This window comes from Hylemonella sp. GW821-FHT10B10 (assembly GCF_059415585.1).
Genome location: NZ_JBWKNN010000001.1, coordinates 1863970 through 1888524 on the forward strand (window position 1 = coordinate 1863970; position 24555 = coordinate 1888524).

General features: G+C 64.4%; 25 protein-coding genes. 14 read left to right on the top strand and 11 right to left on the bottom strand.

Annotation, left to right across the window (positions count from 1 at the left end; translation table 11 throughout):
• Positions 1 to 22: 22 nt before the first annotated feature.
• The 5 genes from bktB to AC07NT_RS09040 form a co-directional block, all read right to left on the bottom strand.
• Positions 23 to 1207, bottom strand: coding sequence for a beta-ketothiolase BktB (gene bktB / locus AC07NT_RS09020; RefSeq protein ID WP_498596794.1), 1185 nt, complete (start codon positions 1205 to 1207; stop codon positions 23 to 25).
• Positions 1208 to 1266: 59 nt separating this feature from the next.
• Positions 1267 to 2394, bottom strand: a complete 1128-nt coding sequence (locus AC07NT_RS09025) for an ABC transporter substrate-binding protein (RefSeq protein ID WP_498596793.1) — start codon at positions 2392 to 2394, stop codon at positions 1267 to 1269.
• A gap of 68 nt (positions 2395 to 2462) precedes the next feature.
• Positions 2463 to 4088 carry a 3-(methylthio)propionyl-CoA ligase gene (locus tag AC07NT_RS09030; RefSeq protein WP_498596792.1) on the bottom strand — a complete coding sequence of 542 codons (1626 nt, stop codon included), beginning with the start codon at positions 4086 to 4088 and terminating at the stop codon, positions 2463 to 2465.
• A 136-nt stretch (positions 4089 to 4224) separates the two neighbouring features.
• Positions 4225 to 5430 (bottom strand): porin, encoded by a 1206-nt coding sequence (locus AC07NT_RS09035; RefSeq protein ID WP_498596791.1) that lies wholly within the window; start codon positions 5428 to 5430, stop codon positions 4225 to 4227.
• 190 nt (positions 5431 to 5620) lie between these two features.
• Complete coding sequence (locus AC07NT_RS09040; protein ID WP_498596790.1) at positions 5621 to 6658, bottom strand: AraC family transcriptional regulator; 1038 nt, start codon at positions 6656 to 6658, stop codon at positions 5621 to 5623.
• Between the two features lie 161 nt (positions 6659 to 6819).
• Between AC07NT_RS09040 and AC07NT_RS09045 the strand changes: the two genes are divergently transcribed.
• The 7 genes from AC07NT_RS09045 to AC07NT_RS09075 are packed head-to-tail and all read left to right on the top strand — an operon-like array spanning position 6820 to position 13614.
• Complete coding sequence (locus AC07NT_RS09045) at positions 6820 to 7800, top strand: quinone oxidoreductase family protein (protein WP_498596789.1); 981 nt, start codon at positions 6820 to 6822, stop codon at positions 7798 to 7800.
• A gap of 22 nt (positions 7801 to 7822) precedes the next feature.
• Complete coding sequence (locus AC07NT_RS09050; protein WP_498596788.1) at positions 7823 to 8671, top strand: TauD/TfdA dioxygenase family protein; 849 nt, start codon at positions 7823 to 7825, stop codon at positions 8669 to 8671.
• Positions 8672 to 8714: 43 nt separating this feature from the next.
• Positions 8715 to 9773 carry a beta-keto acid cleavage family enzyme gene (locus AC07NT_RS09055; RefSeq protein WP_498596787.1) on the top strand — a complete coding sequence of 353 codons (1059 nt, stop codon included), beginning with the start codon at positions 8715 to 8717 and terminating at the stop codon, positions 9771 to 9773.
• 5 nt (positions 9774 to 9778) lie between these two features.
• Positions 9779 to 10336, top strand: coding sequence for an RBBP9/YdeN family alpha/beta hydrolase (locus tag AC07NT_RS09060; protein WP_498598475.1), 558 nt, complete (start codon positions 9779 to 9781; stop codon positions 10334 to 10336).
• A 44-nt stretch (positions 10337 to 10380) separates the two neighbouring features.
• Entirely contained in the window at positions 10381 to 11361 is a 981-nt protein-coding gene (locus tag AC07NT_RS09065; protein WP_498596786.1) for a Bug family tripartite tricarboxylate transporter substrate binding protein, read from the top strand.
• Between the two features lie 6 nt (positions 11362 to 11367).
• A complete protein-coding gene (locus tag AC07NT_RS09070) occupies positions 11368 to 12375 on the top strand; it encodes a YeiH family protein (protein ID WP_498596785.1) in 1008 nt (335 codons plus the stop codon).
• A 54-nt stretch (positions 12376 to 12429) separates the two neighbouring features.
• Positions 12430 to 13614, top strand: coding sequence for a lipid-transfer protein (locus AC07NT_RS09075; protein WP_498596784.1), 1185 nt, complete (start codon positions 12430 to 12432; stop codon positions 13612 to 13614).
• Between the two features lie 61 nt (positions 13615 to 13675).
• Here the strand turns inward: AC07NT_RS09075 and AC07NT_RS09080 are convergent, their stop codons facing one another.
• Complete coding sequence (locus tag AC07NT_RS09080; RefSeq protein ID WP_498596783.1) at positions 13676 to 14128, bottom strand: fasciclin domain-containing protein; 453 nt, start codon at positions 14126 to 14128, stop codon at positions 13676 to 13678.
• 172 nt (positions 14129 to 14300) lie between these two features.
• Here AC07NT_RS09080 and AC07NT_RS09085 point away from each other — a divergent pair, with 172 nt between their 5' ends.
• Entirely contained in the window at positions 14301 to 14936 is a 636-nt protein-coding gene (locus AC07NT_RS09085) for a TetR/AcrR family transcriptional regulator (protein ID WP_498596782.1), read from the top strand.
• Between the two features lie 6 nt (positions 14937 to 14942).
• Here AC07NT_RS09085 and AC07NT_RS09090 read toward each other — a convergent pair whose 3' ends face one another.
• Both AC07NT_RS09090 and AC07NT_RS09095 read right to left on the bottom strand, forming a co-directional pair.
• Complete coding sequence (locus AC07NT_RS09090) at positions 14943 to 15236, bottom strand: polyhydroxyalkanoic acid system family protein (RefSeq protein ID WP_498596781.1); 294 nt, start codon at positions 15234 to 15236, stop codon at positions 14943 to 14945.
• Positions 15237 to 15303: 67 nt separating this feature from the next.
• Positions 15304 to 15741, bottom strand: coding sequence for a universal stress protein (locus tag AC07NT_RS09095; RefSeq protein WP_498596780.1), 438 nt, complete (start codon positions 15739 to 15741; stop codon positions 15304 to 15306).
• Between the two features lie 218 nt (positions 15742 to 15959).
• Between AC07NT_RS09095 and yihG the strand changes: the two genes are divergently transcribed.
• Positions 15960 to 16853: a 1-acylglycerol-3-phosphate O-acyltransferase, YihG family gene (yihG, locus tag AC07NT_RS09100; protein ID WP_498598474.1), complete on the top strand. Its 894-nt coding sequence runs from the start codon at positions 15960 to 15962 to the stop codon at positions 16851 to 16853.
• A 22-nt stretch (positions 16854 to 16875) separates the two neighbouring features.
• Here yihG and AC07NT_RS09105 read toward each other — a convergent pair whose 3' ends face one another.
• Positions 16876 to 17802 (bottom strand): LysR family transcriptional regulator, encoded by a 927-nt coding sequence (locus tag AC07NT_RS09105; RefSeq protein ID WP_498596779.1) that lies wholly within the window; start codon positions 17800 to 17802, stop codon positions 16876 to 16878.
• A gap of 71 nt (positions 17803 to 17873) precedes the next feature.
• Between AC07NT_RS09105 and AC07NT_RS09110 the strand changes: the two genes are divergently transcribed.
• The 3 genes from AC07NT_RS09110 to AC07NT_RS09120 are packed head-to-tail and all read left to right on the top strand — an operon-like array spanning position 17874 to position 21204.
• On the top strand, positions 17874 to 19196 hold the full coding sequence (locus AC07NT_RS09110; RefSeq protein WP_498596778.1) for a sulfatase family protein: 1323 nt from the start codon (positions 17874 to 17876) through the stop codon (positions 19194 to 19196).
• Positions 19197 to 19223: 27 nt separating this feature from the next.
• Positions 19224 to 20192: a Bug family tripartite tricarboxylate transporter substrate binding protein gene (locus AC07NT_RS09115; RefSeq protein ID WP_498596777.1), complete on the top strand. Its 969-nt coding sequence runs from the start codon at positions 19224 to 19226 to the stop codon at positions 20190 to 20192.
• Between the two features lie 28 nt (positions 20193 to 20220).
• The gene (locus AC07NT_RS09120) at positions 20221 to 21204 is read left to right on the top strand and encodes a Bug family tripartite tricarboxylate transporter substrate binding protein (protein WP_498596776.1); all 984 of its coding nucleotides are present in this window, start codon (positions 20221 to 20223) and stop codon (positions 21202 to 21204) included.
• Positions 21205 to 21291: 87 nt separating this feature from the next.
• Here AC07NT_RS09120 and AC07NT_RS09125 read toward each other — a convergent pair whose 3' ends face one another.
• Entirely contained in the window at positions 21292 to 22179 is an 888-nt protein-coding gene (locus tag AC07NT_RS09125; protein ID WP_498596775.1) for a LysR family transcriptional regulator, read from the bottom strand.
• 73 nt (positions 22180 to 22252) lie between these two features.
• Between AC07NT_RS09125 and AC07NT_RS09130 the strand changes: the two genes are divergently transcribed.
• Both AC07NT_RS09130 and AC07NT_RS09135 read left to right on the top strand, forming a co-directional pair.
• Positions 22253 to 22441, top strand: a complete 189-nt coding sequence (locus AC07NT_RS09130) for a hypothetical protein (protein WP_498596774.1) — start codon at positions 22253 to 22255, stop codon at positions 22439 to 22441.
• 129 nt (positions 22442 to 22570) lie between these two features.
• The gene (locus AC07NT_RS09135) at positions 22571 to 23800 is read left to right on the top strand and encodes a hypothetical protein (RefSeq protein ID WP_498596773.1); all 1230 of its coding nucleotides are present in this window, start codon (positions 22571 to 22573) and stop codon (positions 23798 to 23800) included.
• A 96-nt stretch (positions 23801 to 23896) separates the two neighbouring features.
• Here AC07NT_RS09135 and AC07NT_RS09140 read toward each other — a convergent pair whose 3' ends face one another.
• Complete coding sequence (locus AC07NT_RS09140; protein WP_498596772.1) at positions 23897 to 24472, bottom strand: hypothetical protein; 576 nt, start codon at positions 24470 to 24472, stop codon at positions 23897 to 23899.
• Between the last annotated feature and the right edge of the window lie 83 nt (positions 24473 to 24555).

Genomic DNA, 24555 nt, shown 5'->3' on the forward strand with positions numbered 1-24555 from the left:
CACCGCCGGGTCTGCCCAAGACTCAGATCCGCTCGAAGATGGCCGCGATGCCCTGCCCGCCGCCGATGCACATGGTCACCAGCGCGTAGCGGCCCTGGATGCGCTGCAATTCGTACAGCGCCTTCACGGTGATCAGCGCACCGGTCGCGCCGATGGGGTGGCCCAGCGAGATGCCCGAGCCATTGGGATTGACCTTGGCTGGGTCCAGGCCCAGGTCCTTCGTGACCGCACAGGCTTGGGCGGCGAAGGCTTCGTTGGCCTCAATCACGTCCAAGTCCTTCACCGTCAGACCAGCCAGCTTCAGGGCCTTTTGCGTCGCGGGCACCGGGCCGATGCCCATGTACTTGGGGTCCACGCCCGCGTGCGCGTAGGCCACCAGGCGCGCCATCGGTTTGGCACCGCGACGTTTTGCCTCACCAGCTTCCATCAGCACCAGGGCGGCGGCGGCGTCGTTGATCCCCGAAGCATTGCCCGCGGTCACCGTGCCGTTCTCTTTTGCGAACACGGGCTTGAGCTTGGCCATATCGTCCATCGTCGCACCGGCACGGAAATGCTCATCAACGGCATACGCGACCTCGCCCTTCTTGCTCTTGAGCATCACGGGCAGGATCTGGTCCTTGAAATGACCGGCGGCGGTGGCGCGCTCGGCGCGGTTGTGGCTCTCCACGGCCAGCGCATCCTGTTGCTCGCGTGTGATGCCCCACTTGGTCGCGATGTTCTCGGCCGTCACACCCATGTGGATGGTATGGAAAGGATCGTGCAATGCACCGATCATCATGTCTACCATCTTGGTGTCGCCCATGCGCGCGCCCCAGCGCATATTGAGCGAGGCAAAGGGCGCGCGGCTCATGTTCTCGGCGCCACCGCCGATGGCAACGTCGGTATCGCCCAGCAGGATGGACTGACCGGCCGAGACGATGGCCTGCAGGCCCGAGCCGCACAGACGGTTCACGTTGTAGGCCGGCGTGCCTTGGGCGCAGCCCCCGTTGACGGCCGCCACGCGCGACAGGTACATGTCTTTCGGTTCGGTGTTGACCACGTGGCCGAAGACCACGTGGCCCACGTCCTCGCCGGCCACGTTGGCGCGCTTCAGCGATTCGCGCACAACCAGCGCACCTAGCTCGGTGGGCGGCACATCCTTAAGGCTGCCGCCAAAGGTGCCGATGGCGGTGCGCACTGCGCTGACGACGACGACTTCACGTTTCATGATGAGCTCCGGGGTTTGATAGAAGTTTCGGGCGACGAGATCATTTTCGCACCGGCGACTCAACGCACATAGTCGCCGTTGACACCAACCATCGTGATTTCCACGAAGCGTGAGCCGTTGTGACCGGTTTTTGAATAGGCAAGCCGGTAGCCCCCAATGTCCACATCGCTCATGCCCTCCAGGGCGGCGGTGATGGCGACGGGTGTGGCTGAGCGGCCGCTACGGCGCAGGGCCTCCACCAGGATGCTGGCGTTCAGGTAACCCCACATGCGGTCGTAGCCTATCTCCAGGCCGCTGCGTTGCATGGCGGCGGTATAGCGGCGGGTGATCGCACTGGTCGTACGCCAGGGATAGGGCACGATCTGCGAGACGACCAGGCCGCGCGCAGCCGGACCGAGCGACTTGAGGAACGCCGAGGAGCCGGCCACCGACAGGGTGTAGACCGGTACACGACCCGCGACGGCCTGCACGAAGGTGGTGACCTGCCGGCCCGCTGCCACCATGAGGATGGCGTCCAGCTGCTGGCCCACCAGGAACTCCGCTGCCTGGGCCGCATCACTGCCATCCACCGCCAATTCACGGCTGGCCAGCAGCTTCGCACCAGTTTCGCCGCAAAGCCGGTTGACGGCACCCAGCTGGGCCCGCCCCCCGTCGGTGGCCAGCACGGCTACCCCCAGCCGCTCGCTGCGCAGCGTCACCAGATGGCGGACCATCTGGCGCAGCTCGTCGCCATAGCTGGCGGTGGTCGTGAACAGGAAAGGGTGCGGTGCGCGCAACTGGTCGGCCCCCGTATAGAGCCCCAGCAACGGTACCTTGCGCTCGGCCAGCAGGGGCAGCACCGCCGCGATACCCGAACCCGTGCCGTAGCCAAACAGGGCAGCCACATTCTTCTCGTCGAGCAGCACTCGTGTCTGCGCCAGGGTTTTCACAGGGTCGAAGCCGTCGTCGAGCGTTATGAGCTCGATGCGCTGCCCCTGGATACCACCTGCGGCATTGATCTCTTCGATGCAGGCCGCCTGCCCTTCGACCAGTGGCCGCGCGGTCTGGGCCAGCGGCCCGCTCAGCGGTAGCACCTGGCCGATGCGCACGCTGCCCGCAGGCTGGGCACTGGCCGCGCGCACCCCTAACGCGGTCGCCGTCACGGTGGCCAGCCACTGGCGGCGATTCCCTTTGTCCATCCTCTTCATGCTTGTTGTCTCCGACGGATAGTGATTTCCCCGGGACGCGCCCGGGGTGTCTTGCGGGGCAGTCGGGTTCAGGCCGTGGGCAGCTTGTAGCCCTTGAAGCTCTCGCGCAGCTTGTTCTTCTGCATCTTGCCGGTGGCCCCCAGCGGGATGGCGTCGACGAAAACAACATCGTCGGGCATCCACCATTTGGCGATGCGGTTGTCATAGAAGGCCAGCAGTTCCTCACGCGTGAGCGTCTGGCCGGGTTTGGTCACCACCACCAGCAGTGGGCGCTCGTCCCACTTGGGGTGGTGGGCGGCGATACAGGCCGCCATCGCCACCTTGGGGTGGGCCATGGCGATGTTCTCCAGGTCGATGGAGCCTATCCATTCGCCGCCGGACTTGATCACGTCCTTGGCACGGTCGGTGATCTGCATAAAACCGTCGGCGTCGATGGTGGCCACATCACCGGTGGGGAACCAGCCCTCAACCAGGGGATTGCCCCCCTCGCCCTTGAAGTACTGCTGGATGATCCAGGGGCCGCGCACCAGCAACTCGCCGCTGGTCTTGCCGTCCCAAGGCAGTTCGGCGCCGTCCTCGCCCACGATCTTCATGTCCACGCCGAAGACCACGCGCCCTTGCTTGGACTGGATGGCCATGCGGACGTCCGCCGCCAGGTTCAACTGCGAGGGCTTGAAGGTGCAGGCGGTGCCCAGGGGGCTGATCTCGGTCATGCCCCAGGCGTGTAGCACCTGCACACCGTACTTGTCCTGGAAGAGCTGGATCATGGCGGGCGGGCAGGCCGAGCCGCCGATGATGGTGCGCTTCATGGTGCTGAAACCCAGGGTCTGCGTCTCTACGTGGGTCAGCAGACCCTGCCAGACCGTGGGCACGCCGGCGGAGAGCGTGACCTGCTCAGCCTCGAAGAGGTCGTGCAGGGACTTGCCGTCCAACGCCGGGCCGGGGAAGACGAGTTTGGCACCCACCATGCAGGCAATGTAGGGCAGGCCCCAGGCGTTGACGTGGAACATGGGCACCACCGGCAGGATCACATCGCGTGCCGAGCAGTTCAACGCGTCGGGCAGGGCCGCCGCATAGGTATGCAGCATGGTGGAACGGTGACTGTAGAGCACACCCTTGGGGTTGCCCGTGGTGCCGCTGGTGTAGCAGAGGCTGGAGGCGCTGTTCTCATCCAGCGCCGGCCAGTCGTAGCGGTCGCTGTTCGCGTCCATGAGCTCTTCATAGCACAGCAGGCCCTCAACCTTGGAGGCCGGCATGTGGGCCCTGTCCGTCATGGCCACGAATGTCTTGACGGTCTTCGCGCGATCGGCGATGGCTTCAACCAGGGGCAGGAAGCTCAGGTCGAAAAACAGCACCTGGTCTTCGGCATGGTCCAGGATGTAGAGCAGCTGGTCCGGGTGCAGGCGGGGGTTCAGGGTGTGCAGCACGGCGCCGCTGCCCGACACCGCGTAATACAGCTCCATGTGGCGGTAGCCGTTCCAGGCCAGGGTGCCCACACGGGCACCCTGGGGCACACCCAACTTCTTCAGCGCATTGGCCATGCGGCGCGCGCGCGCGGCGAGTTGGCGGAAGGTATAGCGATGGATGTCGCCCTCGACGCGGCGCGAGACAATGTGCTGCTCCCCGTGGTGGCGCTCGGCGTGCACAAGGAGTTGGGAGATCAGCAGCGACTGCTGCATCATGAGACCGTTCATGGCAATACCCGGGCTGTGAAAATTGGATAAAAAAGAAGGGGCAATGAGCCCCTTCGAAAGTACGGTTTGGAGAACCGGTTGAAATCAGAAACAGGAAGAGCGCGCCCGCCAGCGGGGGACGAGCGCGCGGGTGCGCTTAGAAGCTGTAACGCACGCCCGTCATGTAGGCCACCGTGGTCACACCGGCTGCCACCGGGGCGCCGAAGATGATGCCCATGTTGGTGTTGCCTTCGTTGGCCACCTGGCCGGCTTGCAGATAAATCGTGGTCTGGCGGTCCAGATAGATGTCCAGCCCGGCGGCCACCATGGTCGACTTGTTGTCCGACACATTCATGTCCTGCAGCTTGTAGTAGCCGGAGGTGATGCGGTACTTGGGTGAAATCTTGTAGCCCAGACCGACGTGCGTCACGTTGTAGTTCGCATCGCCAGCAGATGCACTGGCACCATTGCCGCCACCGGCCACGCCGGAGGGGTTCTGGCCATTGCTCAAGGAACCAGAGAAGGTCCAGGCCTGGTAGTCGTATTTGGCGCCCAGGTGCCAGAAGCGGTTGTTCAGCGTGCCGTCGGCCACGGCTGCAGAGCGATAGGCATCGCGGGCCATGTAGTAGGCCGCCGACAACTTCAGGCCATCCTGCGCATACAGCAAGGTGGCTGCACTGCGGCTGGCAGCTTGGATGTTGCCCGCCACTTCACCCACGGTGTACTGCAGATTGCCGGTGAAGCCTTTCATCGTCGGCGTCGTGTAGACGATGCTGTTGTCGTCATAGATGGCGCCCAGTGGGGCATTGGTGGTCGCGCCACCCCAGCCAGCCGAGGAGTTCATCCCAACGATCGTGCTCAGGATACTGCCGCTGAAACGGCCTTCGCGACCGTCCGTGGAGGCCATGGCGTAGTACAGGGGAGTAATCTGGCGACCCAGGCTCACTTCGCCCCACTCGCCGCCCACGTGAACGCGGGCGATCTGGTTGAACAGCGCACTGGACGGCGCACCAGCCGCGCTGGGGTAGGCACCGCTGATGGCATTGAGCGCACCGGTATCGAGACTCAGGTTGCCCTGCAACTGGAAACCGGCTTTCATGCCGCCGGCCACGTTACGGCTGCCGCGGATGCCCCAGTTCGAGCCGCCGATGCCGCCGTCCTGCATCTTGATCACCGCGCCGCGATCGGCAGTCGTGCCCGGGCCACCGTTCGAATAGCCGCTGGCCGATGTCGACGACGATGAGACGCCGATGTCCAGATTGCCGTACACGGCCACACTGTTGTCCGCCAGGGGTGCGGTTTGCGCACACACCATGCCAGAGCACAGGGCCAGGGCGGCAGCGGCTGTTATTTTCAATTTCATGGAACGATCTCCTAGGAAAATTTTCAGTTTCACGACCCAGCACGTGATGTCGCGGGTTGTAGTGGGTACACAGCGCTGTTGACTTCGCACTGCACACACCTTCATTTTTCCCAGGTCTCAGGATTTCTATTTGACAATAGGCGACACGAACTTGTCATTTGACGACAAGTTCGTAGATACCCGTAGAGGATCAGGCGCGTCGGCGTGAAGCCAGGCGTGAGCGCAATTCGGTCGGTGTGGTCTGGAACTGGCCGATGAACCACCGCGTGAAGGAACTCTGGTTGGAATAACCCAGCTGCTCAGCAATGCGCCCCAGCGGATGTTCGGTGGCGGTGATATAGCGGTGCGCCAGTTCACGCCGCACCTCATTGATCAGGCCTGAAAAGCTGACGGCACTCTCGTCTAGTCGCCGCTGCAGGGTGCGCACGTTCAGCCCCAGGCCCTGGGCGATCTGCTCCACGCTGGCGCGACCCATGGGCAGCAGCAGGTAGATCGACTTGCGCACCTCGAACACAATGGAATGCTCGCTCGGCCCCGGCAGTGCGTCCAGGAAGGACTGCGCATACCGCGCCATCGCCGCGTCAGCCAAGGCATTGGGCCGGTCCAGGTCGGACGTGGCGCAGACCAAGCCGCTGAACTCGCTGTCGAAATGCAAGGGGCAGCGAAACAACCGGCGGTAGACCTGCAGGTCCTCAGGGGCACCATGCACGAAATGCACGGCCTGAGGATGCCAGTGCGGCCCCAGGGAGCTGCGAAAGATCAGCAGCAGCACCCCCACGGCCAGCTCCGTGGCCTGGCGCGCCTGCGGCCGCCCCTCCACCACCACCTCCTCGCGGATCAGCGTCAGCTTGCCGGCGTCCTCCACATACATGGCCAGAGACTCATTGAGCAGATGGCGGTATTGCTGGATTGTGCTCAGCGTGGCACGCAGTGTGGGCTGGTGCGACAGCAGCAGCGCGATGGGCCCGAAGTCCCCCAGCTGGCGAGCCTCGGCCAACTGCAGGCCTACCGTGCTGCAGCCCGAAGCAGCGGCCGAATCCTCCAGCAGGTCCACCACCGCCGTCACCGGGATGTGCCCGGCTGGCGCCGCGAGCATGGCGCGCGTCAGCCCCACCTTGCGCAACAGATTCTGCGGGTTCAGGCCCAGCTTGGCAGCCACCTCGAAATAGTGCGAGAGCACCGCCGCGCGTATGCGGCTGCCGGGCTGGAGGGTGGGGTGCTGGACCATGGCGTAGCAAAGGAGCAGTGACGGCGATCATCCGATCCATGTCATGAAATGTCAATTGACTGTCGCGTAATGGCAAATAAAAAGCGAGCGCCTGAACCTAAAGTTGACTCATGGCCCGCCAGGCGTGCAGGCCCTCTGATAGGACCCTCAGGAGACAGAACATGGCGCAAGCAATCCGACTGTACGAAACCGGTGGCCCCGAGGTACTGACGCTAGAGAACATCGGCGTGGGTGAACCGGGCGCCGGCCAGGTGCGCCTGCGTCAAGTGGCTGCAGGTCTGAACTACGCCGACACCTATTTCCGCAACGGCACCTACCCCATTCCCCTGCCCTCCGGCATCGGCGTGGAAGCCGCGGGCGTGGTCGAGGCCCTGGGCCCGGGCGTGACGAACGTGGCCATAGGCGACCGGGTGAGCTACACCGGTTTCATCAACACCCTGGGAGCCTACTGCACCGAGCGCCTGGTGCCCGCCGCCCCGCTGATCAAGCTGCCCGAGGGCATCAGTTGCGAAACCGCTGCCGCCATGACCATGCGCGGCCTGACCGCCGCCTACCTCATGCGCCGCATCCACGCCTTCAAGCCGGGTGACAGCATCCTGCTGCACGCGGCCGCCGGCGGTGTGGGTCTGATCGTCTCGCAGTGGGCGAAGTTGCTGGGTCTGACCGTCATCGGCGCCGTCTCCACCGAGGAGAAGGCCGCCGTGGCGCGCGCGCACGGTTGCACCCACGTCATCAACTACAGCCACGAGGATGTGGCCAAGCGCGTGCGAGAGCTCACGGGCGGCACCGGCGTGGACGTGGTCTTCGACAGCGTAGGCAAGACCACCTTCATGGCTTCGCTCGATTCGCTGCGCCGCCGCGGCCTCATGGTCTGCGTGGGCACGGCCTCGGGCACCATCCCGCCTTTTGATCCGCAGCTGTTGGCCATGAAGGGTTCGCTCTACCTCACACGCCCGGCCCTGGCCGACTACATCGCCGATCCGGTCGAAAAGGCCGAACTCGGCGGCGAGATCTTCGGCCACGTGGCCGCCGGCCGCATCCGCATCGAGATCAACCAGCGCTACGCCCTGGATGAAGCTGTACAGGCGCACCGCGATCTGGAATCGCGCAAGACCACCGGCTCCTCGATCTTCGTGATCTGAACCCGGCACCGAAGGAGACCCCATGAAGATCGAACCTCTCACCTGTTCCATCGGTGCCGAGCTGGTAGGCGTCAAGTTGGCCGATGCCGTTCGCGACGACGGCTTGTACGCCGAGATCCGCGCCGCTCTGCTGCGCCATCGCGTACTGTTCCTGCGCGATCAGAATTTCAGCCGCGCCGAGCACGTGGCCTTCGCGCGCCGCTTCGGCGAGCTAGAAGACCACCCGGTGGCCGGCAGCGACCCTGAGCACCCCGGCCTGGTGCGCATCTACAAGAACCCCGACCAGCCCAACGACCGCTACGAAAACGCCTGGCACGCCGACGCTACCTGGCGCGAGGCACCGCAGTTCGGCGCCGTGCTGCGCTGCGTCGAATGCCCGCCGGTGGGGGGCGACACCATGTGGGCCAATATGGCGCTGGCCTATGAGCGGCTGCCGGAACAGGTTAAGACGCAGATCGCCGGCCTGCGCGCGCGCCACAGCATCGAGGCCAGCTTCGGCGCGGTGATGCCGATCGAAAAGCGCCTGGCCCTCAAGACGCAATTCCCCGACGCCGAACACCCCGTGGTGCGTACCCACCCCGACACGGGTGAGAAGATCCTCTTCGTGAATGCTTTCACGACGCACTTCACCAACTTCCATACGCCAGCCAATGTGCGCTACGGCCAGGATCACACCCAGGGCAGCGCCGCGCTGCTGCAGTACCTGATCAACCAGGCCGCGATTCCTGAGTACCAGGTGCGCTGGCGCTGGAAGCCCAACAGCGTGGCGATCTGGGACAACCGCAGCACACAGCACTACGCCGTGATGGACTACCCGCCCTGCCACCGCAAGATGGAACGCGCCGGGATCGTCGGCGACAAGCCCTTCTGAATCGCCACTGCGCGGCACCCCCAAACCAAAAAGAGAGCACACCATGAACTTCCTGGACGGATCCCTGTTCCCTGAGAACCAGCCCAAACTCGTCATCACCGCCGCGCCCTACGGCCCTGAGTGGATCCCCGGGGACTTCCCCGAGGACATACCGGTCACCATGGAACAGCAGGTGCAGAAGGCGGTGGACTGCTACAACGCCGGCGCCAGCGTGCTGCACCTGCATGTGCGTGAACTCGACGGCAAGGGCAGCAAGCGTCTGTCCAAGTTCAACGAGCTGATCGCCGGTGTGCGCAAGGCCGTGCCAGACATGGTGATCCAGGTTGGTGGCTCCATCAGCTTCGCTCCCGAGAACGACGGCGCCGCCGCCCAGTGGCTTTCCGATGACACCCGCCATATGCTGGCCGAGCTCGATCCCAAGCCTGACCAGGTGACGGTCACCGTCAACACTACCCAGATGAATGTGCTGGAGCACATGGACGAGCGCGACATCGAAGGCACGTCCCTGGCCACACCCGATGGCCGCCGTGCCTACAGCGAGATGATCGTTCCCTCCGGCCCGGCCTTCATCGAGGAGCACGTGCGCCGACTCACTGCGGCTGGCATCCAGAGTGCGTTCCAGTTCTACAACATCAACAGCTACGAAACCGTGGAGCGTCTGATCCGCCGCGGCGTCTACAAGGGCCCCCTGGTCATGAACTGGGTCGCCATCAGCGGCGGCATGGACGCCCCCAATGTCTACAACCTGGCCAACTTCCTGCGCGCCATCCCTGACGGCTCGATGCTGACCGTCGAGAGCAGCATGCGCAACGTTTTGCCCATCAACATGATGGGCATGGCCATGGGCTTGCACGTGCGCTGCGGCATCGAGGACAACCTATGGAACCAGTCGCGCACCGCCAAGATGAGCACCGTGCAGCAGATCGAGCAGCTGGTGCGCATCGCCCGCGAAATGGGCCGTGAGGTGGCCAACGGCAAGGAAGCACGCGAGATTTGCAAGATCGGCGTGTTCTACGACACCGTGGAAGAGACGCTGGCCGCCAACGGCTACGCCCCAAACCCGCGCGGCGGCCACCAGGGCTTTCTGCGCAAGGCAGCTTGAGCCCCATGACGCTGGACGATGTCACGGTCGTGATCGTGCCCGGCCTGCGCGACCATGTCGCCGAGCACTGGCAGACCCATCTGCAGACGGCTCTGCCGAACGCCGTAACGGTTCCGCCGCTGGAGCAGGACAAGCTCAGTCGCGACGCACGTGTGCAGGCGCTCGACGCGGTGCTGTCCGAAGTCCAAGGCCCGGTGCTGCTCGCAGCGCACAGCGCGGGCTGCATGATCGTGGCCCAGTGGGCGCAACAGCGCAGGCGCCCCGTCCTCGGTGCCCTGCTCGCCACGCCAGCCGATCTGGAAACACCCCTGCCCGCCGGCTACCCCGGCCTGGAGATGCTGCGTGAACACGGCTGGTTGCCCATACCGCGCGCGCCGCTGCCTTTCACTTCCATCGTTGGGGCCAGCAGCAATGACCCCCTGGGCAGCTATGTGCGCATCCAGGGTCTGGCGCACGATTGGGGCAGCCAACTCGTGAACCTGAACTCAGTGGGTCATCTGAACCCGGCGGCTGGTTACGGCCCCTGGCCGCAGGCGCGCCAGCTGATCCAACAACTGCTTTGACTTTTCCCGCCACCCATACCAAGATCGAGCAACAGGAGACCCTCATGCAAACCATCACCCGCCGCACTGCCCTGCCCCTGCTGGTCGCGGCCCTGGCGCTTTGCCTGGGCAGCCAGGCCCAGGCCTGGACTGCCAAGCCTGTCCGAATGCTTGTGCCCGCCCCGGCCGGTGGCACCATGGACATCGTCGCGCGCATCCTGGCCGACCAGCTTGCCAGCGACATCGGCCAGCCCGTCATCGTGGACAACAAGCCCGGTGCGGGCGGCGCAATTGCCGTGCAGGCCATGCTGGCCGCGCCGGCCGACGGCCAGACCATCATGGTCACGGCCAGCAATGTACTGACCGAGATCCCGCACGTGATGAAGACCAGCTTCGACCCACTCAAGGACATCAAGCCGGTCGCCACCGTTGCCAGTGCCACCCTGGTGCTGGTGGGCGCGCCCGATCTGCCTGCGAACAACGTGAAGGAACTGCTGGCCTATCTCAAGGCCAAGCCTGGCAGCATGAGCTTTGCCTCATTCAGCGCCGGCACCAGCTCGCACTACGCCGGCATGATCCTGAACCAGAAGACCGGCCTGGACCTGCAGCACATCCCCTTCCCCGGCTCGCCGCCGGCATTGGGCCAGGTGATGGGCGGTCAGATCCCGCTGATGTTCGACGGCATGCCCACCTCGCTGCCGCTGATCAAGGGCGGCAAGCTCAAGGTCTACGGTGTGGCGAACAAGGCGCGTTCCTCGCACCTGCCGCAGGTGTCCACACTGGGCGAGGAAGGCCTGGCCGAACTCGACTTCACCAACTGGGTCGGTGTGGTCGTCGCCAGCGGTGTCAGTGCCGAAGTTACCGACCGCATCAACGCAGCTGTGCTGAAGGCGGCCGAGGCGCCGAAGGTGAAGAACCGGCTGGTTGCGGCCGGCTTCGAACCCAACGTCGCCGCCACCGCAGAGCAGCTGCAGCAGTCCGTGCGCAAGGATTTCGAGCGCAATGCCAGCATCGTGAAGAATTTCCATATCCAGCTGAACCAGTAAGCCCGCATGCACGCTGCGCTGATCTCCCTGGCGGCCAGGGCCCGCCTGCAGGCGCCTGGCCTGTTGGTCAGCGCCGTGGTGGCCGCCGCCGCGGCCTTTCTATCGGAGCACTACGGTGCGCCCGCCATGCTGTTCGCCCTGCTGCTGGGCATGGCGATGAGTTTCCTGTCGGACGAAGGCCGCTGCAAACCCGGCATCGACGCCACCGCACGCACCGTGCTGCGCTTCGGTGTGGCCCTGCTGGGCCTGCGCATCACACTGGACCAGATGATCGCGTTGGGCTGGGGCCCGGTGCTCATGGTGGTGCTGTCCATCGCACTCACCATCGGGCTGTCCATGCTGGCCGCGCGCGCCCTGGGTTTCCAGCCTCTGTTCGGTTTTCTCAGCGGCGGAGCCACTGCCATCTGCGGCGCCTCGGCCGCCCTGGCCATCGCCGCCGCCCTGCCGGCCCACCCGGGTAAGGAAAAGGCAACGCTGTTCACGGTGATCGGCGTGTCGGCACTGTCCACCTTGGCCATGATCCTCTACCCGATGCTGGTCCAGTGGTTCGGCCTTTCCGACGTCGCCGCCGGCATCTTCATCGGCGCCACCATCCACGACGTAGCCCAGGTCGTGGGCGCTGGCTACAGCATCTCGCAGGAGGCGGGCGACACTGCCACAGTCGTCAAACTCATGCGTGTGGCCATGCTGCTGCCCGTCATCCTCTGCGCGGCCTGGCTCACGCGCCGCCAAAGCGCGGCCACTGACGGCCCGCGCCCGCCCCTGTTGCCCTGGTTTGCCGTAGCATTCTTTCTGCTGGCTGCGCTCAACAGCACGGGCTGGCTTCCGCCTGCCGTGCCGCGTTTCAGCAGCGAGCTCTCGCGCTGGTGCCTGCTGATCGCCATCAGTGCCATCGGCCTGAAGACGGAACTGCGCCAGCTGCGCACCGTAGGCCTCAAGCCCGTGCTCCTGATGATCGGCGAAACAGTCTTCCTGGCCAGTCTGGTGCTGGGCCTCTTGCAACTTCAGCCCTGAGCATCACCGCCTTCCGGTGCTAAGCTGACCGGGTTGTTCAGCACGGAGTTCCCCATGACCCACCACGTTCTGGTCGCCGGTGTCGGCATGATCCCTTTCGCCAAGCCCGGCGCCAACCGCCCCTACCCCGACATGGCCGCCGAGGCCACGCGCGCCGCCCTGGCCGATGCCGGCCTCGACTACGCCCAGCTGCAACAAGCCTACGTGGGCTACGTCTATGGCGACTCCACCGCCGGTCAGCGCGCGCTCTATGAAGTCGGCATGAGCGGCATCCCCATCGTCAACGTCAACAACAACTGTTCCACCGGCTCCACGGCCCTCTACCTGGCGCGCCAGGCCGTGGCCAGCGGCGCGGCCGACTGCGTGCTGGCCCTGGGCTTCGAGCACATGAGCCCGGGCGCGCTGGGCGCGGTCTTTGGCGATCGCCCCACGCCGTTCGACCGCTTCGACGAAGCGACACAGGAGCTGGTCGGCCACGCCGAGATCCCGCTGGCCCTGCGCTACTTCGGCGGCGCCGGCCTGGCCCACATGCAGCAGTACGGCACCAAGCTGGAAACCTTTGCCGCCATCCGCGCCAAGGCCAGCCGCCATGCCGCGCACAACCCCCTGGCCCTGTTCCGCAAGGAAGTCAGCACCGAAGAGGTGATGGCCGCGCCCATGCTGTGGGACGGCGTGATGACCCGCCTCATGGCTTGCCCGCCCACCTGCGGCGCGGCCGCGGCCGTGATCTGCTCCGAGGCCTTTGCGCAGAAGCATGGTCTGGACCGCTCGGTGCGCATCCGCGCCCAGGCCATGACCACCGACACGGCCACCACCTTCGAAGCGCGCGACATGCGCGAGGTGGTCGGTTTTTCGATGGCCAAAGAAGCCGCGCGCCAGGTCTATGAACAGGCCGGTGTATCCCCGCAGGATGTGGACGTGGTGGAACTGCACGACTGCTTCGCACAGAACGAACTCATCAGCTACGAGGCCCTGGGCCTGTGCCCCGAAGGCGGTGCCGAGAAATTCGTGATGGACGGCGACAACACCTATGGCGGCCAGTTCGTCACCAACCCCTCGGGCGGCCTGCTCAGCAAGGGGCACCCTCTAGGCGCCACGGGCCTGGCGCAGTGCACGGAGCTCGTGCAGCAGCTGCGCGGCCAGGCCGGCGCACGGCAGGTGCCCGACGCGCAACTGGCCCTGCAACACAACCTGGGCCTGGGCGGCGCCTGCGTGGTGACGCTGTACGAGCGGGCCTGAACGGCCCCCTCAAAAAAAAGCCCCTCACATGAGGGGCCAACTTGGGACACCCAAGGGGAGATTACTTGGGCAGCACCACGCTGTCGATCACGTGGATCACGCCGTTGTCAGTCACGATGTCGGTCTTGATCACGTTGGCGTTGTCCACCTTCACACCACCCATGGTGCTGACGGTCAACTCGGAGCCCTGAACCGTCTTGACCTTGCCGGCCGTCACATTGGCGGCCATCACCTTGCCCGGCACCACGTGGTAGGTCAGCACCTTGGTCAGCGCAGCCTTGTCCTTCAGCAGGGCGTCGAGCTGGGCCTTCGGAATCTTGGCGAAGGCTTCATCGGTGGGGGCGAACACCGTGAAGGGGCCCGGGCCCTTGAGCGTGTCCACCAGGCCGGCAGCCTGGACGGCAGCCACCAGGGTCTTGAAGGAACCGGCCGAAACGGCGGTGTCGACGATGTCAGCAGCTTGGGCGCTCAGGGCACCCAGGCCCAGCAGGGAAGCAATCAGAACTTTCTTCATCAGAAACTCCAGTGTCTAAATGGGTTGGGGGATCCCGCTTGGGGATGCGCCACAGCAGAAGGCGCGGGCGAATAATAACCGTTCGGTATCTTTTGATACCGAACAGTATAATAACTAACCAATCAGTGTGGATATAGTCTGTCCAGGACGATCCGCAGCCCTGAACCCCCTTATGAACGCTACCGCCCTCAAATCACCCGCTACACCAGCCCGGCGCAGCTTTCGCGAACAGATGCATCTGGCGCGCGAGGACGCCATCGTCCAGGCCGTCAACCGTCTGCTGGCTGAAAAAGGGTTTGATGCCATGACTGTGGACGAGGTAGCCGCCGAAGTGGGCATCGCCAAGGCCAGCCTCTACCGCCACTTCCCCAGCAAGGAAGACCTGGCCGCCGAAGCCATGGTGCGCACGCTGGAGCAGGCACAGACCTTTCTGGACGGGCTGGACGCCAGCGCGCGCCCCCTGCAGTGCCTGCAAGCCGCCGTGCGCTGGATGCTGCAGGTGCAGCTGCAGGGGCAGATGCCCTCGCTGCCCAGTGCCAACTCCAGCCTGCGCGCCACGCTCATGGCGCACCACGCCTATATGGACCGACTGACCACTGTCAGCGAGAAACTGGGCCGCTGGATCGAGGCTGCACAGGCCGAGGGCGGCCTGGACAAGACACTGCCGCCCATCGTCGTGCTCTACACCCTGTATGCGCGTGCCTGCGACCCGGTGCCGGGCTTCCTGCGCAGCACCGGCGAGTACAGCGACGAACAGATCATCGCGTTGCTGCTGCGCACCTGCTTCCAGGGCCTGGCGGCGCGCTGACCCGACTCAGGCCGCGGCCAGCCGCTCGTCCAGCTGGCGCTGGAGCTCGGCCTCGATACGGCTGCGGTAGGCGCTGAGCAGGAAGCCCAGCGTCAGCCGCAACTCAAAAGTCTCGGCGCTCGCCAGCAAGTGACCTTGCAGGCCCGGGCGCTCGAAGGCGATGCGATGTTGTGCCTCATCCTCGCGTGCCGTGCAACGCAGGCCCCAGTCTCGCTCGGCCTGGGCCTGCCAGTCGCACGCCAGCCGCAAGGCAGCGTCGCGGCCCAGGGCGTGTGTACGGAGGATGTGAATCTCGGCCATGCGCCGCAGCTTAGCGGCAGGGCTTGCAGCCCGCAGGTCGTGGGGCTATTGATACGAAGCGTGGAACTCAGTGCGTGATCACCACCAGCACGCTGCAAGGTGCATGCTCGATCAGCGCCTTGGAGACCGAGCCCCGCCACCAGCGCGCGGCCCATCCGTCCAGGTGCTTGTGTCCCAGCACCATCAGGTCGGCACCGATGCGGGTGGCCGCGCGGGCCAGTTCACGCACCGGGTCCCCGGTCACCACTTCGCCGCGGGCCGTCAGCCCGGCTTCCTTCAGCTTGCGAACGCCCGTGTCCAGGATCGCCTGGTAGCGGTTTCTTTCGCTTTCCTCCAGAGAATCGTCGTACACCCCACCTTCGGGCCCCATGGTGGTGATGGGCAGGGGCATCACGGCGATGAGCGTGAGCTCGGCCTGGCTCCACTGCGCGATTTCGTGGCTGTCCAGCAGGGCCTGCTGGCCGGGGGCCGAACCGTCATACGCGAGCAGAATTCTTTTGTACATGCTGCACCTCCGGGTGTAGGGTGGGACCGGTCAATTCACGTTGCTCAAATTCTAGGCACTTTGCGCAGGATCCACAAACACAAAACACGGAAGGCTCAGACGAAACACTGATCTAACGCAGAGTCTGCTGCCGGCACAGGCGCACAATGGCTGATCGCCGCAGCCGCGCGGTCCATGGGCCGATATCGGCCCCATCTCCCGCCTACACCTATTTCCCCATGCTCAGTTTCCTGCCTTCCCTCGTCAAAGGCATCCTCGCCTCTTTCCTGCTCGCAATCAATACGCTGTTCTGGTGTGCGCTGCTGTTCACGCTGTCGCTGGTCAAGTTGGTCCTGCCTTTCCAGGCCGTACGGCAAGCCATCGACCCGGCCCTCAACGCCATCGCCACCGCGTGGATCGCCTGCAACAGCGCGTGGATGCGACTCACGCAAAAGACCAGCTGGGATGTGCAGGGTGTGACCGAGCTGCCCTACCAGGGCTGGTACCTCGTCAACTGCAACCACCAGTCCTGGGTGGACATCTTTGTGCTGCAGCATGTGATGAACCGGCGCATCCCCATGCTCAAGTTCTTCCTCAAGCAGCAACTCATCTACGTGCCGGTGATCGGCCTGGCCTGGTGGGCGCTGGACTTTCCCTTCATGCGCCGGCACGGCAAGGCCGCCCTGCGCAAGAACCCGGACCTGCGCAGGCAAGACCGCGAGACCACCCGACGCGCCTGCCAGAAGTTCGCCCGCGTGCCCACCAGCGTGATGAACTTTGCCGAAGGCACGCGTTTCACACCGGCCAAACACCAGTCCTCAGCCTCGCCCTACCGCCACCTGCTCAAGCCCAAGGCTGGCGCCCTGGCGCTGGCCCTCAACGCCATGGGCGAGCAGTTCCACGCCATGATCGATGTCACCATCGTTTACCCCGACGGTGCACCCACCTTCTGGCAGTTCCTCTGCGGCCGCACCCCCAGGGTGATCGTGCGTGCACGGCAATTGCCCATCCCGGCGGAGTTCTGCGTCGGTGATTACGAAGACGACTCGGAATTTCGCGGCCGGTTCCACCGCTGGCTGGCGGGCATCTGGGAAGAGAAGGATGAGCAGATCGGCGCGCTGCTGCGCAGCTGATTTGCCGGCTCGGTCGCCACCTTCAGCGACCACCCTTGCGCGCGCCCTCGGTAGAGACCGCGTGCGCGAGGATGAAGTCCTTGAGCCGCACCATCGACGCATCTTCCAGTGACTCCGTGCGGCACCACAGATAGATGTTGCGTGGCATGGGCGGCGCAACGACCTCCAGCTCGCGCACACCCGAACCGGGCCCCAGCAGGCGCATGGGGTACTTGGGCAGCACCGACAGGTGCCGCCCCTGCGCGAGGATGCGCAGCAGCATGGCGGCGTCACCCACCAGCGTGATGCTGGGCCGCGCCTTCTCCACACCAGCCTGCAGCAGCATCTCGCGCACGTTCTGGTCAAAGGGCGATGCCGTGCCCAGGCTCACCCATTCCAGCGCCATGCCACGGGCGTGGGCCAGCCCACCGGCCCGCAGCAGGGGGTGACCCTCACCGCAGAAAAGGCCGATCTCGTCCTCGACCAGCAGAAAGCGCTCCACACCGGGCGGTGGCTTGTCCAGCCAGGACGGCGCAATCACGAAGTCCTGCCGGCCATCCACCAGCTGGTCCACCAGCAAATGGGGCCGGTCGCTCTGGATCGTCATCGCGTAGCGGGGTTGCGCAGCCGCCAGCGCTGCCACCAGGCCGGGCACAAAAGCCATGCCCACCAGCGGCCCCGTGCCCAGCCGGATGCTGTGTCGAAAGCCACTGCGGTGGCGCGCGCAGGCCTCGTCGGCGTCGCGCAGACGGCGCGCGATGGCCCGGCCCTCGCGCGCCAGCACCTCACCCAGGGCCGTGCTGCGCACCCCGAAGCGGCTGCGCTCGAACAGCTGGCCGCCGGCCTGCACCTCCAGGGCCTGCATGCTGTGCGTCAGCGTGGGCTGGGTCAGGTGCAGGATCTGGCTGGCCTTGCTGAGCGAGCCGCACTCCAGGATGGTGGCGAGCTGGATGAGGTGCCTTGGATCCATAGAAATATTTAAATCCAAACGATCGAACTTCAATTTTACGAATATCCAGACCCCTGTTAAGTTTCGACCTCATGGCACCCAACATCATCTACATCGTCGCCGACGACCTCGGTTATGCGGACCTCGGCTGCTACGGTGGGCGCAACGCCCAGTTCGGCCCGGTCTCGCCCCACATCGACGCCCTGGCCGGCGGCGGCCTGCGCCTGACGGAGGGCTATTCCAACTCGCCCGTGTGTTCGCCTACCCGTTTCGCGCTGATCACCATGCGCTACCAGTACCGCCTGCGTGGCGGCATGGAAGAACCCATCAACAGCCGCAGCAAGGGCAACCCGCGCCTGGGCCTGCCGCCCGAACTGCCCACCCTGCCCTCGCTGCTGCGCGATGCGGGCTACGCCACCGCACTGGTGGGCAAGTGGCACCTGGGCTACCCGCCCAGCTTCGGGCCACTGCGTTCGGGCTACGACGAGTTCTACGGCATCATGGCCGGCGGCGTGGACTACTTCTCCCACTGCTCAGGCAAGGGCGACCACGACCTTTACGTCGGCGAAGAGGAACACCACGAAGTGGGCTACCTCACCGACCTGCTCTCGCAGCGCGCGGTGGACTACGTGCAGCGCCGCGCCGAAGCTGCGCGCGGCGGCCAGCCCTTCTTCCTGAGCCTGCACTACACCGCGCCCCACTGGCCATGGGAAACACGCGACGACGCGCACCTGGCCGAAGAGGTGAAAGACAACCTCTTCCACCTGCACGGCGGCAACGTGGAGACCTACCGCCGCATGATCCACCACATGGACGAAGGCATCGGCAATCTGGTCGCCGCGCTGCGCGCGCAGGGCCTGCTGGACAACACGCTGATCGTCTTCACCAGCGACAACGGCGGCGAGCGCTACTCCGACAACTGGCCCCTGGTGGGCGGCAAGATGGACCTCACCGAAGGCGGCATCCGCGTGCCGTGGATCGCCCACTGGCCAAGCGTCATCCCCGCCGGCAGCACCAGCACCCAGCACTGCATGACCATGGACTGGTCAGCCACCCTGCTCGATGTGGGCGGCGGCAAGCCATCGCCCGACTTCCCCATCGACGGCGTCTCGCTGGCACGCGTGCTGCGCAATCCGTCCGACACCTTCGAGCGTCCGCTGTACTGGCGCATGAACCACCGCCACCAGCGCGCCCTGCGCCAGGGGCCCTGGAAATACCTCAAGGTGGACGAGCACGAGTACCTGTTCAACATCGAGCAGGACGCCCGCGAACGCGCCAACCTGGCGGCCCGTGAACCCGAGCGCCTGGCCCGCATGCGTGAGGAATGGCTACGGTGGGAGACCACCGTGCCCGCCATCCCCGAGGACGCCACCGTCAGCCTCGGCTACTCGGTCAAGGACATGCCGCAGCGCTGAACCCCCAACAAGACGAGGAGACATCAAATGAACCACCCCAAGACCCTGCACACTCTGGCCGCGGCGCTATTGCTTGCCCTGGCCGCTCCCTGCGCCATGGCGCAGTCCTGGCCCGAGCGGCCCATCCGCGTCATCGTGCCCCTGCCGCCGGCCGGGCCGAGCGACATCGTGCTGCGCGGCGCCGCGCCCAAGGTGCAGGAGATCCTCAAGCAGCCCCTGGTCATCGACAACAAGCCCGGTGCGAACGGCAACATCGGCACCGCCGAAGCCGTGCGCGCCGCGCCGGACGGCTACACCTGGCTGTGGACCACCGACACCACGCTCACCGTCAACCCGCATGTCTACGAGAAGATGCCCTTCAAGGCTTCCGACCTGCAGCCGGTGATCCGCGCCAGCGCCTTCAGCCAGACCCTGGTGTGCAACCCCGGCGTAGGCGTGCGCACCGTGGCTGATCTGGTGAAGAAAGCGCGCAGCACGGCCATGACCTACGCCACCGGCGGCGCCGGCTCGCCCGGCCACCTCACTACCGAGTTGTTCAGCACCGCCGCCGGCATCCAGATGACCCACGTGCCCTACAAAGGCCCCGCGCCCGCCGTGCAGGACATGCTGGGTGGCCAGGTGGAATGCGGCTTCCTCGCCGGCCCCACCGTGCTGCCGCACGTGAAGAGCGGCAAGCTGGTGGCCCTGGCCGTCTCAGGCACGAAACGCTCGCCCTTGCTGCCCGACGTGCCCACCGTGGCCGAGGCCGGCTACCCCGGCTTCGACGCCACCTTCTCGCTGGTGCTGTTCGCGCCGAAGAACACACCGGCCGCGTTGGTGCAGAAGATGCACGACGCCATGGCCGTGGCGCTCAAGGCACCGGAACTGGTGGAACGGCTCGCACAGTCAGACCAGAGCGTGGTGGCCGGTGATGCCGCCGAGACGACCGCCCGCCTGGCGCAGGACACGCAACGCTGGGGCGAAGTGGCCCGCCGCATCAAGCTCAAGCTGGATTGAGCGCACAAAAAAAATCGAGGTGACCCGCATGAACAACATCCACCGCGCCCGCTACCTGGCCTTGGCCGGCGCCTGCTTGCTCACCCCCTGGACTGCGAGCGCGCAAGCGCCCGCCTGGCCGAGCAAGCCGGTGACGCTCATCGTTGGCACGCCACCCGGTGGCGCCATCGACGCCTACGCGCGAGCCCTGGCCCAGCAACTGGGCAAGGTCACCGGCGGTACCTTCCTCGTCGACTACAAACCCGGCGCCAACGGCAACATCAGCGCCGAGTTCGTGCAGAAGGCACAACCAGACGGACACACGCTGTGGATCAGCACCCAGGCCATGATGACCATCAACCCCTCGGTCTATCCCAACCAGCGCTGGCAACCATCGGGCTTCAAGCCCATCGCCAAGGGCGTGGAAGCGCCGCTGGTGCTCGTCACCCATCCCTCGGTTCCGGCCCGCACGCTGCCCGAGCTCGTCAAATGGGCCACCGCAAACCCAGACAAGGCCGCCTACGCCTCGTTCAGCCCGGGCACGCCCTCGCAGTTCCTGGGCTACCAGCTGAGCCAGCGCTTCAAGATCGACATGCCTCACGTGCCCTACAAGGGCTCGGCCCCGCAGACCACGGACCTGCTCGGCGGCCAGGTGCCGCTGGGTTTTGCCCAACTGCAGTCGGTGATCCCGCACGTGCAATCGGGCCGGCTGAACGCCATCGCCGTGACCAGCCCGCAGCGCTCGCGCCACCTGCCGCAGGTGCCCACGCTGGCCGAGCTGGGCTACAAGGAACTCAACACCACCATCTGGTTTGGCCTGATGGCGCCGGCCGCGGCGCCCAAGACGGTGCTTGACGCCATTGCGACCGCCACGCAAAAGGCGCAGGCCGATGCGGACTACAAGGCCCGCCTGGAGGCGCAGGGTTTCGACGTGCCGCAGGAATATGGTGAAGCCTTTGCCTCCACCATCGCCACGGAAACCGCCCGCTGGGCCGAAGTAGTCCGCGCCACAGGCTTCAAGGCCAACGACTGAAAGCCCCGGTGTGCGTGCTTCTTTGACGCGACCGCGTCACGAACACGGCCGTCCCTGAGAGGGCGGGCGCTGGGTCAGAAGAGGCCCTCACGTAGCGAAGTCGGCCAGCACATCCAGGACGCTGGCCACCGCCGGATTCGGCGCCGGTGTGTGGCGATAGGCGACCGCCATCGGCCGCATCAGCTTTGGCGACAGATGGCGTATCTGCACCTGCGGTGAGCGCTTCTGGTCCTCCACCTCCTCCATCGGCAGCAGGGCCGCGCTCTGGCTTGCCGCCGCGAGGCTCTTGAGCGCGCCGGGGTAACTCAATGTCAGGAAGGGCCGCGGGTTGCGCCCCGCCTGGCCGAACCACGAGGAAATGAGGCCATGCATCTGCGTGGCTGGCGCAAAAGAAGCCCAGCGCCGACTGGCCAGCCACTGTGGTGTGATCAACCTCGGCGCCTTCCAGGACGCGGGCAGTAAGGCCACCATCGGGTCGTTGCGCCACGGTGTCAGGCGGATGCCCGCAACAGCGGGCTGAGGGCTGGCCACGATGCCGATGTCCAGCGTGCTGGCCTTCAGGCGCAACATGGTGTCAGCCGAGCCCACGGCCTCCAGCTTCACCTCCACCCCCGGGTTCTTGCGCGTCAGCGCCTCCAGCATCATGGGCAAGAGCCGTGTGCTGACCCCGGCCGAAACACCGACCCTGACGATGCCTTCGCGCCCGCTGGCCCGTCGTTGCACCAGCTCGATCAGGTCGTCACTCGCCGCCAAGAGCTTGCGCCCCTCCTGCACCAGGGCCTGGCCCGCCGCCGTCAGCTCAGCCTGCCTTCTGCCGCGCACGACCAGCGCGGTCTCCATGCGCGACTCCAGCTCCTTGATGTGCAGGCTGACCGTGGGCGGCGCAAGGTGCAGCGCCTGCGCGGCAGCAGCAAACGTGCCCAGGTCCGCTATGGCGATCAGCGTCTGCACTTGGTCAAGGTTCAGATTACGCATCAGGATTTCTGAATTTCAGCTTCATGGAATTCAACTTTACAGATGTTAGACCAGACGCGAGCATTCGTCTGCCATGACGAATGAAACCCAGACCACCAACCCGGATCACGATGCAACCGCCACGCTACCTGCCCATGCAAGTGGTGAAACACAAAGCCCAGGGCATCTGCTGCACCGCTGGGCCCGCCTCATCGGCTCTGCCCTGAAGCAGGCAGAACAGCGCATCATGGAGAACTTCAAAGTGCCTCCCAGCGGAGGGTAGGTGGCGCGCCCGGGACTAGGGCTGTCAGCCACTGATACCCGTGATCGACATTACGACCGGTGATTGGCTAAGCGCCCCAGTATGAGGCGCGGTAGCATCACTGCCTTCTAGCCTCGTAAGGAGACTGCATTGGCACTTTCAGACCACCTTCGCTACTGGATCAATCTGTCGCACGCCCTAGCGTGGCAAGGAACGGTTCAAACCCAGACAACCCCAAACGTCAAAGCCTACTTGACGCCCGACGAGCCTGGCTTGGTGGCCGCGCTCCTCGACAGCCGCATTCAGAATGGGATAGAGGGAGAACTGAAGAAGAGTTTCACCGGCAAAGCGAATGTGCGGATTGACAGCATCTTCACGCACAAAACGCCAACAGTGAAGTTCGGGGGAAGGACGCCAGTCGAAATCGGCGACCTATTGCTGGTTCGGCAGCACTTTGACACTCAAACCCTCACCCATCAAGGTAAGGCATTGCTCCTGCAGGCGAAGAAGAACAAGGTGTCGGACAGCGGGAGTGTCTCGTCAGGCAATCCCAATACTCAGTTCGAACTGTACAAAGGCTGGGCGCCGTTTGAAGGCGTGGCCCGATTGCCGATGGGTCCATGGGACTTCTTGCAGACAAATCGGCAAGGAAGATTCGGCGAGTATTTAGCGGTCTTCGATGGACGGGCGCACACGTTCACGCCACCTGGAACGCTCGGCGCTGAGACGGCCGCATTCGCTCAATCGAACTACCCCTCTCCATCTCTACAAATGACCGTGTGGGCGAACGGCCCAGTAGCTCCAACGGCTTCGCCAACAAATGTAGTTCGATGTTCAGACGACTTTGCCGTCACTCTCTCAAAGTTTTTTATCGGCTGTGCCGGCGAGTCCTTCGTCCCAGGTCCTGTCGGCGCTAAGAACGATTGGTCGGATTTCGTGAACACAATGCTCTGTGAGGCCGCAAAGATCGACTACACCTTTGTCTCACGTCGGACGAATGTCCAAAAGCCAACACAGCGCAGCAGAAGGATCAACGCCTTCGCAGCGATTCAGCCCCTCTTAAAGTTGGCTTTCATGCAGCAGGTTGAGCGATATGTTCCTGGCGCTGATCACAGAGGGATTCCGGATTTCCAGAAAGAACCCCATTTTTTCAGAATGGCTCTCAATGACTCTGATTTCGTGAAGGATCTTTATGAAATGGACCAGCAGCTTCGTACACATTTGTTCGAACCGAACGACGAAGATGATCGCGGCGATAACGTCCCCCCGGCCGCCCCACGAGAGTATGAGCTGACTGGCAGCGAAGGGGGACATGTCCCGATTCTGGCGATTTCCAGTTCAGGATCCGAACCGCTGTGGGAGACCGATATACCAAACTGATCGGCTGATAGCCGGAAACTGCAGTGAACTCGTAGCTAACAGCACTAACGGCTCAATCTGGTTTTTGATTCGGAATAAGAGTCGCTATCTCGATCGTCAAAAAAGCACGTTTGTGGCGACCTGAATCTTGCCGGCCTGAAGCAGTTGCTCTAGGTGCGTTCGATTGCTGCTCGGCGCTTCAATCAGGAATGCGCAGGCAACCGGCGCGAACGCCTCGATTGCATCGATAGGCTCCGAGAATGTCGCACCCTTACGAGCGATCTTCAGCACTTCCGTCACATTATTGATCGCACCCCATTCAATCTTTGGCGTCAACGTATGACTAAACCTGTTGCGAACAGCGTTGACGTTCTGAATTGCACTCTTCACCCACGCTGCGGGCGAAAGATCATCTTTCAGAAGCATGGTCTTCTGACTGAAAGAGAGGCGGAGCTCCTCCAAATTTTCGATTTTGTATTTGCTCTTGATGTGCTCATTTAAATATTGCTCGATGACGAGGTGAACTCGCAAGACACGACCGATAGCGTTGTGGTCGGCCGAGAACGCTGCCTCGAAGCGATCAACTTCGCTTTGCGCCTCCTTGGTCAGCTCTTCCATAACCGGCGCAAACAAATCAAGAATGGTTTGCTGCGCCTCGGGGGCCAAGATCGTTGGTATATCCGTTGGGTTCATGTAGCTATTCCTGTACATTTTAAGAAAGCGGAGGAATGAACGGATCTTCTGAAGACTGATGGCCACCATCCTAGTTTATGTTC

What these genes read in the sequence shown, in the direction of transcription:
- bktB (WP_498596794.1), bottom strand. Translation starts at nt 1,207, where the DNA reads ATGAAACGTGAAGTCGTCGTCGTCAGCGCAGTGCGCACCGCCATCGGC.
- AC07NT_RS09025 (WP_498596793.1), bottom strand. Translation starts at nt 2,394, where the DNA reads ATGAAGAGGATGGACAAAGGGAATCGCCGCCAGTGGCTGGCCACCGTG.
- AC07NT_RS09030 (WP_498596792.1), bottom strand. Translation starts at nt 4,088, where the DNA reads ATGAACGGTCTCATGATGCAGCAGTCGCTGCTGATCTCCCAACTCCTT.
- AC07NT_RS09035 (WP_498596791.1), bottom strand. Translation starts at nt 5,430, where the DNA reads ATGAAATTGAAAATAACAGCCGCTGCCGCCCTGGCCCTGTGCTCTGGC.
- AC07NT_RS09040 (WP_498596790.1), bottom strand. Translation starts at nt 6,658, where the DNA reads ATGGTCCAGCACCCCACCCTCCAGCCCGGCAGCCGCATACGCGCGGCG.
- AC07NT_RS09045 (WP_498596789.1), top strand. Translation starts at nt 6,820, where the DNA reads ATGGCGCAAGCAATCCGACTGTACGAAACCGGTGGCCCCGAGGTACTG.
- AC07NT_RS09050 (WP_498596788.1), top strand. Translation starts at nt 7,823, where the DNA reads ATGAAGATCGAACCTCTCACCTGTTCCATCGGTGCCGAGCTGGTAGGC.
- AC07NT_RS09055 (WP_498596787.1), top strand. Translation starts at nt 8,715, where the DNA reads ATGAACTTCCTGGACGGATCCCTGTTCCCTGAGAACCAGCCCAAACTC.
- AC07NT_RS09060 (WP_498598475.1), top strand. Translation starts at nt 9,779, where the DNA reads ATGACGCTGGACGATGTCACGGTCGTGATCGTGCCCGGCCTGCGCGAC.
- AC07NT_RS09065 (WP_498596786.1), top strand. Translation starts at nt 10,381, where the DNA reads ATGCAAACCATCACCCGCCGCACTGCCCTGCCCCTGCTGGTCGCGGCC.
- AC07NT_RS09070 (WP_498596785.1), top strand. Translation starts at nt 11,368, where the DNA reads ATGCACGCTGCGCTGATCTCCCTGGCGGCCAGGGCCCGCCTGCAGGCG.
- AC07NT_RS09075 (WP_498596784.1), top strand. Translation starts at nt 12,430, where the DNA reads ATGACCCACCACGTTCTGGTCGCCGGTGTCGGCATGATCCCTTTCGCC.
- AC07NT_RS09080 (WP_498596783.1), bottom strand. Translation starts at nt 14,128, where the DNA reads ATGAAGAAAGTTCTGATTGCTTCCCTGCTGGGCCTGGGTGCCCTGAGC.
- AC07NT_RS09085 (WP_498596782.1), top strand. Translation starts at nt 14,301, where the DNA reads ATGAACGCTACCGCCCTCAAATCACCCGCTACACCAGCCCGGCGCAGC.
- AC07NT_RS09090 (WP_498596781.1), bottom strand. Translation starts at nt 15,236, where the DNA reads ATGGCCGAGATTCACATCCTCCGTACACACGCCCTGGGCCGCGACGCT.
- AC07NT_RS09095 (WP_498596780.1), bottom strand. Translation starts at nt 15,741, where the DNA reads ATGTACAAAAGAATTCTGCTCGCGTATGACGGTTCGGCCCCCGGCCAG.
- yihG (WP_498598474.1), top strand. Translation starts at nt 15,960, where the DNA reads ATGCTCAGTTTCCTGCCTTCCCTCGTCAAAGGCATCCTCGCCTCTTTC.
- AC07NT_RS09105 (WP_498596779.1), bottom strand. Translation starts at nt 17,802, where the DNA reads ATGGATCCAAGGCACCTCATCCAGCTCGCCACCATCCTGGAGTGCGGC.
- AC07NT_RS09110 (WP_498596778.1), top strand. Translation starts at nt 17,874, where the DNA reads ATGGCACCCAACATCATCTACATCGTCGCCGACGACCTCGGTTATGCG.
- AC07NT_RS09115 (WP_498596777.1), top strand. Translation starts at nt 19,224, where the DNA reads ATGAACCACCCCAAGACCCTGCACACTCTGGCCGCGGCGCTATTGCTT.
- AC07NT_RS09120 (WP_498596776.1), top strand. Translation starts at nt 20,221, where the DNA reads ATGAACAACATCCACCGCGCCCGCTACCTGGCCTTGGCCGGCGCCTGC.
- AC07NT_RS09125 (WP_498596775.1), bottom strand. Translation starts at nt 22,179, where the DNA reads ATGCGTAATCTGAACCTTGACCAAGTGCAGACGCTGATCGCCATAGCG.
- AC07NT_RS09130 (WP_498596774.1), top strand. Translation starts at nt 22,253, where the DNA reads ATGACGAATGAAACCCAGACCACCAACCCGGATCACGATGCAACCGCC.
- AC07NT_RS09140 (WP_498596772.1), bottom strand. Translation starts at nt 24,472, where the DNA reads ATGAACCCAACGGATATACCAACGATCTTGGCCCCCGAGGCGCAGCAA.